We start from the raw sequence: 13,996 nt of genomic DNA, 5'->3' as shown, positions 1-13,996 counted from the left end.
TCAGGAAAGGGAGTGTCCTTATTGCGTAAACCGATCATTGCGGGGAACTGGAAAATGAATAAAACCTTGCCGGAAGCGCTGGCTTTTACCGAAGAGGTAAAACATTCGGTACCTGGCGAATCTGTTGTCGACAGCGTCATATGTGCGCCTGCGCTCTTTTTGGAACGCCTGGTGGAAGCAACGAAAGGCACCCGCGTAAAAATTGGCGCCCAAAACATGCACTATGAAGAAAGTGGTGCTTTTACAGGCGAGATCAGCCCGGTTGCACTCGCTGATTTGCATGTTGAATATGTCATCCTGGGACACTCTGAACGCCGTGAAATGTTTAATGAAACGGATGAAGCAGTCAATAAGAAAGTAAAAGCTGCTTTTGCCCATCATTTAACACCAATCGTTTGCGTGGGAGAAACACTGGCACAACGGGAAAACAATGAAACAAAACAAATCGTCGGATCGCAAGTAAAAGCTGCTTTTGCCGGGCTTTCTGACGACGAGGCAAAACAGGTTGTCGTTGCCTATGAACCCATCTGGGCAATCGGAACAGGCAAATCTTCGACTGCCGAAGATGCCAACGAAGTTTGTGCCTATATCCGCAGTGTGATCGCGGACCAATTCAGCCGGAATGTTGCTGACAGCGTTCGAATTCAATACGGCGGCAGTGTAAAACCCGGCAACATTAAAGAATTTATGGAACAACCGGATATTGACGGCGCATTAGTGGGCGGTGCAAGCCTTGACCCACAATCTTATTTGCAATTATTGGAGGCGGTAAGCCATGAGTAAAGCACCTGTGGCATTAATCATTTTAGACGGCTTCGGCTGCCGGAAAGAAACATACGGCAATGCTGTAGCCCAAGCAAAAAAACCAAATTTTGACCGCTACTGGAAGGAATTCCCGCACAATCAACTCGGCGCAAGCGGCGAATCCGTCGGCCTTCCTGACGGCCAGATGGGGAACTCGGAAGTCGGCCATACAAACATCGGTGCAGGGCGTATCGTTTACCAAAATTTGACGCGCGTAGACATGTCGATCCGCGAAGGCGAGTTTGAAAAGAACGAAACCTTCCTCGGCGCGGTTGAAAACGTGAAAAAACACGGGACAAGCCTCCACTTATTCGGCTTGTTGTCGGACGGCGGCGTGCACAGCCATATCCGCCATATGTTCGCGCTGCTGAAATTCGCAGCCGATCAAGGTGTGAAAAAAGTGTACGTCCATGCTTTCCTTGACGGACGTGATGTAGGCCCGAAAACAGCGGAAAAATACATCAAAGCAACAGAAGAAAAATTTAAAGAATACGGTGTCGGCGAATTTGCAACGATTACCGGCCGTTACTATTCCATGGACCGTGACAAACGCTGGGACCGTGTGGAAAAAGCGTACCGCGCCATGGCATACGGCGAAGGTCCGAAATATCCGGACCCAATGGCGGTCATTGAAGATTCCTATAAAAATGGCATCTTTGATGAATTCGTTATTCCTTCTGTGATTACAAAAGAAGACGGATCACCGGTTGCAACGGTTCAGGATCATGACTCGGTCATTTTCTATAACTTCCGTCCTGACCGTGCCATCCAAATTTCAAATGCTTTTACGAACGAAGATTACCGCGCATTTGACCGCGGCCCGAATCACCCGAAAGATTTGTACTTCGTCTGCATGACACATTTTTCGGAAACGGTCAAAGGCTATGTTGCCTTCAAACCGGTCGGCCTTGACAATACAATCGGCGAAGTATTGTCACAGCACGGGTTAAAACAGCTGCGGATTGCAGAAACTGAAAAATATCCGCATGTAACGTTCTTTATGAACGGCGGGCGTGAAGAACCTTTTCCAGGGGAAGAAAGAATTTTAATTCACTCCCCTAAAGTAGCAACATATGACTTGCAACCGGAAATGAGCGCCTATGAAGTAACGGATGCTTTGCTGGAGCAAATTCGGAATGACAAACAAGATGCCATCATTTTGAACTTTGCAAACCCGGATATGGTCGGCCACTCCGGCATGCTGGAACCAACCATTAAAGCGATCGAAGCAGTCGATGAATGCCTCGGCAAAGTCGTGGACCTGATCCTTGAAAAAGGCGGCTATGCCATTATCACGGCGGACCACGGTAACTCGGATGAAGTGCTGACACCGGAAGGCAAACCGATGACAGCCCATACGACAAACCCGGTTCCGGTCATCATCACGAAAAAAGGCGTTGAAGTGCGTGACGGCGGTATTCTTGCCGACTTGGCACCGACCATGCTTGATCTGCTGAACATTGAAAAACCGAAAGAAATGACAGGCACAAGCCTGATTAAAAAATGACCCTGTGTGGGGAAGCCTGATAAAAGGAAAATCGGGCCAAATGCGTTGAAAGTGACGCCCTAAAAACGGGAGCGCCATGCCTGGAAGGTGCTGCGGCATGGAAAGGGATGACACCCGGGGGCATGCCGGGAAAATTTCCCGCAGACGTGCCCTTAGCGCCATGCCTGGAAAGTGCCGGGCAAAGTGATGAAAACCCCATTTATGCATTGAAAAAGGAGAGATAAGAAGATGTCTTTAATATCTGATGTTTATGCACGCGAAGTATTGGACTCGCGCGGCAACCCAACTGTTGAAGTAGAAGTTTACACAGAAGACGGCGGTTTTGGCCGCGCATTGGTGCCAAGCGGTGCCTCTACAGGTGAATACGAAGCCGTTGAACTCCGTGACAACGACAAAAGCCGTTTCCTCGGTAAAGGTGTCGAAACAGCTGTTAAAAATGTGAACGACACGATCGCTGAAGCGATTATCGGCCGTTACGATGTATTTGACCAAGTCGGCGTTGATAAAGCAATGATCGAACTTGACGGCACACCGAACAAAGGCAAACTTGGCGCAAATGCCATCCTTGGCGTTTCCCTTGCTGTTGCCCGTGCTGCAGCAAACGAATTGGATTTGCCTTTGTACAAATACCTTGGCGGATTCAACGCAAAACAACTGCCGGTTCCGATGATGAACATCTTAAACGGCGGTGCGCATGCTGACAACAACGTGGACATTCAGGAATTCATGATCATGCCTGCCGGCGCTCCGACTTTCAAAGAAGCGTTGCGCATGGGTGCTGAAATTTTCCACAACCTGCGTTCTGTTTTAAAAGCGAAAGGTTATAATACTGCTGTCGGTGACGAAGGCGGTTTTGCACCAAACTTGAAATCGAATGAAGAAGCCCTTTCTACCATTATTGAAGCCATCGAAAAAGCCGGCTACAAACCAGGCGAACAAGTTTTGCTTGCAATGGACGTTGCATCTTCCGAACTTTACAGTGACGAAGACCATAAATACCATTTAGCCGGCGAAGGCAAAGTCCTGAGTGCGGAAGAAATGGTGAATTGGTATGAAGAATTAATTTCGAAGTACCCAATCATTTCGATTGAAGACGGTTTGGATGAAAATGACTGGGAAGGCTTCAAAATGTTAACAGAACGCCTTGGCAAGAAAGTCCAATTGGTGGGCGACGACCTGTTCGTAACCAATACTGAAAAACTTGCCCGCGGTATTGAAGAAGGCATCAGCAACTCCATTCTGATCAAAGTAAACCAAATCGGTACTTTGACGGAAACTTTCAATGCAATTGAAATGGCAAAACGTGCAGGCTATACTGCAATTGTTTCCCACCGTTCTGGCGAAACAGAAGACAGCACCATTGCAGATATTGCCGTTGCAACAAACGCCGGCCAAATCAAAACAGGTGCGCCATCCCGTACCGACCGCGTAGCAAAATACAACCAATTGCTCCGCATCGAAGACGAATTGGCTGAAACAGCCGAGTTCCTTGGCAAGAAAACTTTCTACAACTTGAAAAAATAATGCCATTCTGCTGCAGACTGCCCGGTTTTCACCGGGCAGTTTTTTGGTTGTACGGGAAAAATGAGGCTATCCGTTTTGCGTCTGGCTGACAAAAACGCGGAACGGGGTGAGGGACATGAAGGACAAAACAGGGATCGGTAACCAGAGAAATGTTCTTCACGGGCTTATGAAAGACAAAACGAGGAGCCGAGGTGAAAGAAATGTCCTTCATAGGGTTCATGAAAGACAAAACGGGGAGTTGGGACGAAAGAAATGTCCTTCATCGAGCTTATGAAAGACAAAAAGAGGCGCCGGGACGAAGGAAATGTCCTTCATAAGGTTCATGAAAGACAAAAAGAGGCGCCGGGTTGAAAGAAATGTCCTTCATAGGGTTCATGAAAGACAAAACACGGGCTGAGAAACAAGGAAATGTCCTTCATCGGTTCCATGAAAGGCAAAATGCGGGCTGAGAAACAAGGAAATGTCCTTCAACAAGGTCATGAAGGACAAAACAGGGATCGATAACCAGAGAAGTGTCCTTCATCGAGCTTATGAAAGACAAAATGAGGCACCAGGGCGAAAGAAATGTCCTTCATCGGTTCCATGAAAGACAAAACGAGGCGCCGGGACGAAGGAAATGTCCTTCATAAGGTTCATGAAAGACAAAAAGAGGCGCCGGGTTGAAAGAAATGTCCTTCATAGGGTTCATGAAAGACAAAACACGGGCTGAGAAACAAGGAAATGTCCTTCAATAAGGTTATGAAAGACAAAACAGGGACCGATAACCAGAGAAGTGTCCTTCATCAAGCTTATGAAAGACAAAACGAGGCGCCGGGATGAAAGAGATATTCTTCATTAGCCCCGTGTAAGACAAAACAGGTACCCGGAAACCAAAAAACATCCTTCCTCATCGAGCCCATAAAAGACAAAACGGGGGCCGGACCAATAAGATGCTGTTCATTTTCGGACAATTATTCCGTATGTGTAAAATTTTACTCGAAGGGGCAAATGAGTGGAAAAAAATGGGAAGACACTCTATCATCTAATTGTACACTTCAAGATGAACATCTAGAGAGAGAGGTCTTCCCATGGATATTATATCAATAATTGCTGGATTATTAAAGGATACAAAGAGTCTTATCGAATTTGAAGAACAGCTTAAACTTCTGATGCAGAAGGCTTTTACACAATGGGTTGGGGATGTATTTGAGGAGTTAGATAAAACAATTAAACAAAAGAAGTTGGAGGAAGGCTGGGAGTACTGCCGTAGTGATAACAGAAGCGTTCAGTTTCTATTTGGAAGTGTGACTTTTAAACGTTCATTAATGCGTGATAAGAGAGGGAACTCACATTATCCCTTGGATGAATGCTTGGGGCTGGTACCCCACCGGAGATATAGCCCGTTAGTGGAATGAAAGGTGGCAGAGTTGGCAAGTGAGAACACCTATCGGGAGGTGGCGAATATTTTAAAAGAATGGACAGCCGTGAGTCTTAGTCATACAACTGTAGGGGAAATGGTGAAACGCGTAGGAAAAACGCAGGTGGAAGCCGACAAGGCCCTTGTAGAAGAGATGGAAATAGCTGCTTCACTGCCTGATGGGAAGAAGGTAGACTACCTGTTTTCCGAAGCAGATGGCGTATTCATCCGGGGACTGGAAAAGAAACAGGGTATGGAAGTCCGCCATGCCATTCTCTATGAAGGTTGGGAAACCAATGGAAAAAGGGTCTCCCTGCGTCAGCCCACAGTCATCATGACGACGGAAGACATTCAGACATTTTGGGATGAAGTCCAAGCCACAGCTGCCAACACCTATTCCCTCGAAAAAGCGCAAGTCATTACAAACAGTGATGGAGGTGCTGGGTACACAGCTGAACGGTTTCAAACAGCATTCTCACAGTCGGAATTTCCGGTGCTCAACCAGCTGGATACCTACCACGTTGCACAAGCCATCATAAGGACATTTGGGGGCGGAAAGAGCGAGATCAAGGAGCAAATTAGAAAAGCGATTAGAACGCATAACCTGGACCAATTCACGTTATATTTGGATACGCACGAAAGCACCTTGACGGATAAAAAGGCTCTCAAGAAAATCAAGGAATTCCGTTCGTATATCTTGAAAAACTGGGACCGCATTTTTGACTGGAGGGACAGGGTGAAAAACGTGCCGGAAGGTGCGAGAGGCCTAGGAGCGATGGAATCGAACCAAAGGCATATCTCCTTCAGGATGAAAAAAAGGGGCATGCATTGGAGTGAACTTGGCGCAGAAGCCATGGTGAAAATCAAACAAGGCATGCTCAATGGGACATTGAGAGAAGCCTATCTGAAACACCGTTCAAGAAGCGAGAGAAAGCAACGGAACTTGAAACAATCCATCAGGATGTCTCAACTACTCAAGCAGCCTGTACGCCCGTCAGTGGGCGTAAAGCACGGATCAGTTGCCCTGCATTCAAGCAGTTCATCGGCAATGGGACATTTAAGCAAAATATTAGAGCTTTCGTTTTAAGCCTGGCTCAGTGGGGACTGATCGTTGAGGCGCGCGAAATTTACGAGACTCCTGCGGGAAAAGCGAGCCAGGAGAGACCCCGCAGCGAGGTACGAGCGAGGAGGCTCGCCGGCCGCCCGCGGAAAGCGAGTGAATTTCGCGCGCCTCAACATCCCCGTTATCCATCTTTATACGGAAATATTACATCTTTTCCGAAAATTACACCGAGCAAGTAAAGCACGGTAGCCGAAAGTGTACAAAAAGAGTGTCTTGGAATACCCGATATTTAAACCTTGTCGAGAAAAACTTGACACATACAATTATTCCAATGTAGTTGAACCCTGCCCCCCAATATGGTACACTCAAGATTAGGTATTGCCCGTCTCAGGAGGTGTGCAGTTGTGCATACATTGTTATTAACATTACTAATCATCGATTCAATTCTGTTGATTGCAGTCATACTGCTCCAGCCCGGGAAAAGCACGGGATTGTCCGGCGCTATTTCCGGCGGCGCTGAACAGCTTTTCGGGAAACAAAAAGTGCGCGGAATTGACCTAATTTTACACAGGATTACGATTGTGCTCGCTGTTTTATTTTTCCTGCTGGCCATCGGACTTGCATATATAAACCTATAAGGGTATGCAAATCAGGCAACTTATAAAGAAGCCTTATCCGCACATGCCTGTAAACTTTATGACTTCCATCCCGGTCCCAAAATCCAGGCCGGGTATTTTTATGCGGATTGCTGGCATTTCCGAAACGACTTTGTTACAAATAAAATGAACAAAGGCCCCAAAGAAAAACAGCAGGAAAGAGGCGTTTTTTACGGATGATGAGAATTGTACCACCAAAACCGTTTTTATTTGAAGCCGGCAAAAGGGCTGTACTGCTTTTGCACGGATTTACCGGAAGCAGCGCCGACGTCAGGATGCTCGGGCGCTTCCTTGAAAAAAAAGGATACACTTGCCATGCGCCGCAATACAAAGGGCACGGGGTACCGCCTGAAAACCTTTTGCATACGGGTCCAAGCGACTGGTGGCAAGATGTTATGAATGGCTACCAGTTATTAAAAGAAAAAGGGTATCATGAAATTGCAGTAGCCGGATTGTCATTGGGCGGGGTATTTTCCTTAAAATTGGGTTACACTGTACCTGTAAAGGGAATTATCACCATGTGCGCGCCCATGAACATAAAAAGCGAGCAAACGATGTATGAAGGCGTGGTTGCGTATGCCCGCAAATACAAACAGTTCGAAGGGAAAAGCGAAGCGCAAATCGAACAGGAAATGCGGGAATTCAAAAAGACGCCGATGCATACGCTGCAATCGCTGCAAGAGCTTATTCAGGATGTGCGCAACCATGTCGATCACATTTATGCGCCCGTTTTTGTCGTACAAGCGCGCCATGACGAAATGATCCGCCCGGAAAGCGCCAATATTATTTATTCAGAAGTGGAAACAGACCATAAGCAACTCAAATGGTATGAGAACTCCGGCCATGTTATTACACTCGACGACGAAAAAGATCAACTTCACGAAGATGTGTACACGTTTCTGGAGTCACTTGACTGGTCGGTTTAAAATTTTCCCGAAAAAGGAGGGAAATAAATGGAACAAGACCAACTACGGCAAGATGTTGAAAAAATTTTATCTTATATGAAAGAAGAGACGTACAAGCCGCTGACGGTTCAGGAACTGGAAAAAGCGTTCGGTATTGACGATTCTTCCGAGTTTAAAGCATTTGTGAAAGTGCTCGTTTATATGGAGGAAAAAGGCCTCATTGTCCGCACGCGAAGCAACCGTTACGGCCTGCCGGAAAAAATGAATCTCGTACGGGGAAAACTGATTGGCCATCCAAAAGGTTTTGCTTTTGTCGCCCCCGATGAGCCTGGGATGGACGATATTTTTATCCCGCCGCATGAAACTAACCATGCGTTAAATGGAGACACCGTTATTGTCCGTGTGTCCACCAAAAGCTCAGGCCAGCGCCAGGAAGGAACCGTTGTGCGTATTCTTGAGCGGGGCCAGACAGAACTTGTCGGCACATACGTCGAAAGCAAACATTTCGGATTTGTCGTACCCGATGACAAACGGTTCGGCAGCGATATTTTTATACCGAAAACAGCAAACGGCGGTGCTGTCGAAGGCCATAAAGTGATTGTCCATATTACCGCCTACCCGGAAGGCACGAAAAATGCGGAAGGCGAAATCATCAAAATTCTTGGCCATAAAAATGATCCCGGTGTTGATATTTTGTCGATTATCCATCAGTATGGGCTGCCCCAAGCCTTTCCGGAAGAAGTGCTCGAACAGGCAAACCGGGTGCCGGAAGAAATTGATGAGAGTGAAATTGGCAGCCGTCGCGATTTGCGCGGGGAAATGATTGTAACGATTGATGGGGCTGATGCAAAAGATCTCGACGATGCTGTTACCGTGAAAAAACTGGCAAACGGTCATTATAAGCTCGGCGTCCATATTGCAGATGTCAGCCATTATGTAACGGAAGGATCGCCGATTGACCGTGAAGCATTTGAACGCGGGACGAGCGTGTACCTTGTTGACCGCGTCATTCCGATGATCCCGCACCGTTTGTCAAACGGCATCTGTTCCCTGAATCCACAAGTCAACCGGTTTACGCTGTCGTGCGAAATGGAAATTGATGAAACAGGCCGCGTTGTTAATCATGAAATTTTTGAAAGCATCATCAAAACGACCGCTCGTATGACGTATGCGGACGTTAATAAAATCCTTGTCGACCGCGACGAAGCGCTTAGAAAACACTATGAGCCGCTCGTTCCAATGTTTGAACAAATGGCCGAACTCGCGGAGATTTTGCGCAAAAAAAGGATGGAGCGCGGCGCTATTGATTTTGATTTTAAAGAAGCAAAAGTCATTGTCGATGAAAAGGGCAAACCAACGGATGTTGTGTTGCGTGAGCGGTCGGTTGCAGAAAAGCTGATCGAGGAATTTATGCTTGCTGCCAACGAAACGGTTGCCGAACATTTTTACTGGCTGGACGTGCCGTTTATTTACCGGATCCACGAAGAGCCGAAAGCGGAGAAACTGCAGCGGTTCTTTGAATTTATTACCAATTTTGGTCTGATCGTACGCGGTACAGCCAATTCAGTGCATCCGCGTGCGTTGCAGGAAATCATTGATACGGTTTCCGGACGGCCTGAGGAAATGGTCGTGTCGACGGTCATGCTGCGGTCGATGCAGCAGGCGAAGTACGATCCGGAATGCATTGGCCACTTCGGCTTATCAACGAAATTTTACACACATTTCACCTCACCGATCCGCCGTTATCCGGACCTGATTGTCCACCGGCTGATCCGCACGTATTTGATCAGCGGAAAATTGGATGAAAAGACGAAAGAAAAATGGAAAGCATTACTGCCGGAAATTGCGGACCATGCCTCGAAAATGGAACGCCGAGCAGTAGAAGCTGAACGGGATACGGATGAGCTGAAAAAAGCCGAATTTATGGAAGACAAAATCGGGGAAGAATTCGACGGGATTATCAGCTCAGTTACGAATTTCGGCATGTTTGTCGAACTGCCGAACACGATTGAAGGGCTTGTCCATGTCAGCTATATGACAGATGACTATTACCATTACAATGAGCGGCAATATGCCATGATCGGCGAACGGACAGGAAATGTATTCCGCATTGGTGATGAGATCCGCGTCCGCGTGCTCAATGTGAACAAAGACGAACACAATATTGATTTTGAAATTGTCGGCATGCAAAACAACCGCCGAGAAAAAACAGAAGAACGCCCGAAAAAGATCGTCAAAGTGCGCGGCACCCATTCTACTAGGCCGCAAAAATCGCACCATGCCGACGAAGACTGGGCGACGAGGCCGCCGAAAAAGAAAAAAGCAAATCGAAGGTAACCGGATTTTTTCGGCTGCCTTCACCGGAGGGGAAATGAAATGCCAAAAGGCGAAGGGAAAGTGCTGGCGCAAAATAAGAAAGCAAGCCACGATTATTTTATCGAAGAAACATATGAAGCAGGCATTGTCCTGCAGGGGACAGAAATCAAATCGATCCGGGCTGGCCGCGTAAATTTGCGTGATTCGTTTGCCCGTGTGGAAAATGGGGAAGTCTTTGTCTACGGGATGCACATCAGCCCGTACGAGCAGGGAAACCGGTACAATCATGACCCGCTCCGCCCGCGGAAAATTTTGCTGCACAAGAAAGAAATTGACCGGCTGGCCGGTGTGACAAAAGAGAAAGGTTATGCTTTAATCCCGCTCAAAATCTATATTAAAAATGGGTATGCAAAAGTGCTCGTCGGCCTGGCCCGCGGGAAAAAGAATTATGACAAGCGTGAATCCATGAAGAAGAAAGAAGCCGCCCGCGAGATTGAACGTGCCTTTAAAGCACGCCAGCACTAGAAACACAGGATGACGGCTCTTTGAGCGAAAAAAAAGGGAAAGCGCCGGAATGAAGATTGCGCGCTTCCCTTAAGAAATGGCTTTTTCAATTGAGGGAAAGAGGGGTCTAACGGCTTTTGCCTTGCCATTGTTCCAACTGTTGCATTTGGCAAGTCTAAGACAACTTCTTTTCCATCCTCACCAGGGAGCCTGACTTCCATCTTATAAATTCTCCAGTTGCTGTTTTATTTTTTCCACTTCCGTCTGGCTCAGACCGGTTTTTTCTACAATTAATTGAAGATCCATACCCGAAAGCAACATTTTGATGGCAATTGGAATCGTTTGCAGCAATTCTTTTCTCTCTTCTTCTCTTCCTTCCTCTTTCCCCTTCTTATACCCGCGGTCAAAGTAAGAATTCGGCAGCTTTAATACTTGCTCTGCTTCGTTCGGATCCAGCATTTTAATGTTTTCCATTACTTCCGCCTCCTCTTTTTCGTTCAATTTTAAATAATAATCAAAGAAACCATATAGCAGCCTCATTTTTGCAGGGTCAAGCTCCATCCGGGCCAGCATCCGCAGAAACTCCAGTTTGACCTGCACCCGTTCTTTTTCTGTATACCCCATTTTGCTTAATAATGCTGCGGCAACTGGGTTGTTGCTCCGGATATAATTTCTCCAATTTTGTTTCATCAGATGAATGGATAAATAGTGAAAACGAAGAATTTCAATGTTGTGGAACGCAAAGATGTATGTATCAGGGGTTTCTGTTTTCTCCTCATAACTAAAAACAGCAATCGGCAATACCGGTTTCCGGTGCCGGAGATTGATCATCATGTAATAACGAAACATGCGTTCAGGAAAAGATTTCTCGTAATACGACTGCGGCTCTACATGGATGAGAATCACCGTGTCTTTCCCTTTTACCTTTGTTTCGGCAAGAATATCAACCCGTTTTTGCTCACCGCCCGGAAAGTCCGTAAACTGTTCCTGCGACAAAAACCGCACCCGGCGGTAGTCGAGATCAGCTGACACATCCGGGAAAAACGCCTCCATAAACTCCTGAAAAAAGTTTTGGATCAGCTCCTTAAAAAAACGATCATGCACGTGATAACCGGCATGTTTTTCCATTACCAGTTCCAATGGCAGCACTCCTTTTCTTATTTTTCAGTTTTATTATAAAGGACAAACGTTCGTTTTTCAATACCGGCTTATCTTTTTTTATAAACTCAACTTTCGCACCTAGAAAATCATAATAAATTCAGTGCTGGCTAATGTCTATTACGTCTCAGATACAGCACTTGACAGTAAAATTAATATATGAAAAAACACCTCTACTTTTGGTATAGTTGATTTATCGAAAATCACTACCAAATAGAAGAGGTGTCTCCTACTATGATAGCGAAAAACAGCCTGAATAATCAACTACCAAATGAAATAAAATCAACATTTAAAGAGTTGAATATGTTGAAACACTTGCGAATCGCCGGTATTACGAAGTCCTTTGGTTTTTCTTGTGCCTACATTTTTCAATTGATTTTTTGTATGATCTTTGAAAACAAAAACTGGTTCAGGATGTTGGAAAGTAAGAAAGCTACAGACATTCCAGCCAAAGATACCGTTTATCGGTTTCTCAACCAATCAACGTTCAACTGGCGTCGTTTCCTCCTTTCACTGGTTGCCTCAGTGATTGGAAAAGTTTCGAAATTGACACGTCATGACCGTCCGAAAGTATTGATTTTAGATGATTCATCTTATGACCGGAACCGAAGCAAACACGTTGAGCTTCTGGCTCGCTGCTTTGATCATGCATCTCAAAAAATGCGTTTTTACAAAGGATTCCGCATGTTGACATTAGGATGGTCTGATGGCGCAACATTCCTACCCGTTGACTTCTCATTATTGAGTTCGAAAAAGAGCCAGATCAACGGCATATCCGAAAATATCGATAAACGCAGCTCCGGTTATAAGCGCCGAAAAGAAGCATTACAAACGGCACCAGAACAGATTCCTGGCATGATTGCCCGGGCGATGAATTCTGGTATCGATGCTTCCTATGTTCTAATGGATTCGTGGTTCACCCAACAACCTCTCATCAAGGAGATTACAGAACAAGGTCTTGACGTAATTGGTATGGTCAAAAAATTAAAACAACGCTATTTTGTCGATGGTAAGCGTGTTAGCCTAGATGAATTGTATCGTCTAGCTAAACCGACTAGTGGAAAGAAAGGAATCTTGCGTTCCATCCATACAACGCAGGCCAATGGCGTGCCAATTAAAGTTGTCTTTGTTCGCAACCGCAACAAGAAAAGCGACTGGTTGGCGATTTTGAGTACAGACTGTACACTGAGTGACCAGGAAATCATCCGTATTTACGGGATGCGTTGGGATATTGAGGTTTTCTTCAAAACAACAAAGTCCCTATTAAAACTACAAAAGGAATTCCAGAGTCGTTCATATGACGCGCTTATCAGCCACACGACCATTGTGTTTGCAAGGTATATTGTCTTGTCATGGCAAAACCGTTGCAGTGTAGATGACAGAACATTAGGTGGCATGTTTTATGAATTATGTGATGAAATAGATGACCTTGATTGGGCTGTTGCATTGCAGCAGTTAGTCGAGATTCTTGAAGATACTCTGGATAAAAGTAATAAGAAAATTCAACAACTGATCAAAAGTCAACTACAACAATGGATTGCGGGTCTGCCGAATTATATCAAGGTATACCTACCTGTTTCAGTCTGCGAAAGTTGAGTTATAAACAAAACCGACTTTCACATTGTTTGCCTCCCTGCTTTCAAAACTTCAGACTACCCTGCAGAATGAGCTTTTTTTACCGTTACCAGAATCAAGAAAGTACCACTGCTTGCAAGTCTTTTAATTGAACTTTACTTTTTTCGACGAACGAAAAATTTTTTCGATTCCATAACCCATAAAGCAAAAATAAGCCCAAAAACGAATGCGTTCATAACCGGAATATCAAGAAAGCGCAGCATGCGGAATTTTTCGTAAAAGAAAAAATGATGCCAATAAAAGCCGAAATTCATTCCTACAACCAGTCCAAATAGAATCCCTGTGAGGCTGGCCTTTTTCTTTGGAGGTGAAATCCCTTTCTGTTCCAAATGCCAATTGATTTCTTTTGCCCGGTTAAAAGCTTGCCAAAGACAAAAACAGAGTACGGATGGATAAAACATGCCCCATTCATAATTAATCACATGATGCCCATTTTCAAAGTTCTCTTGGAATGCATAAATAATGGCCAAATTCAAACGGGACTGATGGTTAATGGTCAATTCCAAAGCCATAAAAAGAAAACCGAGC

10 protein-coding genes and 1 pseudogene are annotated in these 13,996 nt (G+C 45.5%); 9 read left to right on the top strand and 2 right to left on the bottom strand.

Features of this window, described 5'->3' with window-relative positions; translation table 11 throughout:
• The first annotated feature begins 21 nt into the window (after positions 1-21).
• From tpiA to smpB, 8 genes and pseudogenes are all read left to right on the top strand, one after another.
• The gene (gene tpiA / locus OF158_RS12915; protein WP_014097474.1) at positions 22-783 is read left to right on the top strand and encodes a triose-phosphate isomerase; all 762 of its coding nucleotides are present in this window, start codon (positions 22-24) and stop codon (positions 781-783) included.
• Positions 776-2,311, top strand: coding sequence for a 2,3-bisphosphoglycerate-independent phosphoglycerate mutase (gpmI, locus tag OF158_RS12910; RefSeq protein ID WP_014097475.1), 1,536 nt, complete (start codon positions 776-778; stop codon positions 2,309-2,311). Before tpiA ends, gpmI begins: the two co-directional genes overlap by 8 nt.
• A 228-nt stretch (positions 2,312-2,539) precedes the next feature.
• Positions 2,540-3,835 (top strand): phosphopyruvate hydratase, encoded by a 1,296-nt coding sequence (gene eno, locus OF158_RS12905; RefSeq protein WP_014097476.1) that lies wholly within the window; start codon positions 2,540-2,542, stop codon positions 3,833-3,835.
• A gap of 1,067 nt (positions 3,836-4,902) precedes the next feature.
• Positions 4,903-6,318: pseudogene (locus OF158_RS12900) on the top strand (ISLre2 family transposase).
• A gap of 380 nt (positions 6,319-6,698) precedes the next feature.
• On the top strand, positions 6,699-6,932 hold the full coding sequence (gene secG, locus OF158_RS12895; RefSeq protein WP_014097478.1) for a preprotein translocase subunit SecG: 234 nt from the start codon (positions 6,699-6,701) through the stop codon (positions 6,930-6,932).
• A gap of 194 nt (positions 6,933-7,126) precedes the next feature.
• Positions 7,127-7,876, top strand: a complete 750-nt coding sequence (locus OF158_RS12890; protein ID WP_014097479.1) for an alpha/beta hydrolase — start codon at positions 7,127-7,129, stop codon at positions 7,874-7,876.
• A 27-nt stretch (positions 7,877-7,903) separates the two neighbouring features.
• The gene (gene rnr, locus OF158_RS12885; protein ID WP_014097480.1) at positions 7,904-10,192 is read left to right on the top strand and encodes a ribonuclease R; all 2,289 of its coding nucleotides are present in this window, start codon (positions 7,904-7,906) and stop codon (positions 10,190-10,192) included.
• 39 nt (positions 10,193-10,231) lie between these two features.
• Positions 10,232-10,696, top strand: coding sequence for an SsrA-binding protein SmpB (smpB, locus tag OF158_RS12880; protein WP_035184086.1), 465 nt, complete (start codon positions 10,232-10,234; stop codon positions 10,694-10,696).
• A gap of 201 nt (positions 10,697-10,897) precedes the next feature.
• Here smpB and OF158_RS12875 read toward each other — a convergent pair whose 3' ends face one another.
• On the bottom strand, positions 10,898-11,815 hold the full coding sequence (locus OF158_RS12875; protein ID WP_014097483.1) for an Rpn family recombination-promoting nuclease/putative transposase: 918 nt from the start codon (positions 11,813-11,815) through the stop codon (positions 10,898-10,900).
• A gap of 252 nt (positions 11,816-12,067) precedes the next feature.
• Between OF158_RS12875 and OF158_RS12870 the strand changes: the two genes are divergently transcribed.
• Positions 12,068-13,429 (top strand): IS4 family transposase, encoded by a 1,362-nt coding sequence (locus OF158_RS12870; RefSeq protein WP_043052472.1) that lies wholly within the window; start codon positions 12,068-12,070, stop codon positions 13,427-13,429.
• A 134-nt stretch (positions 13,430-13,563) separates the two neighbouring features.
• On the opposite strand, the gene OF158_RS12865 is transcribed toward OF158_RS12870, so the two are convergent.
• A complete protein-coding gene (locus OF158_RS12865; protein ID WP_225620909.1) occupies positions 13,564-13,980 on the bottom strand; it encodes a hypothetical protein in 417 nt (138 codons plus the stop codon).
• Between the last annotated feature and the right edge of the window lie 16 nt (positions 13,981-13,996).

Source organism: Weizmannia sp. WK01 (genome assembly GCF_025905465.1).
In the GTDB taxonomy this organism is placed as follows: Bacteria; Bacillota; Bacilli; order Bacillales; family Bacillaceae_C; genus Weizmannia; species Weizmannia faecalis.
This window is presented reverse-complemented; position numbering and strand designations above follow the sequence as displayed.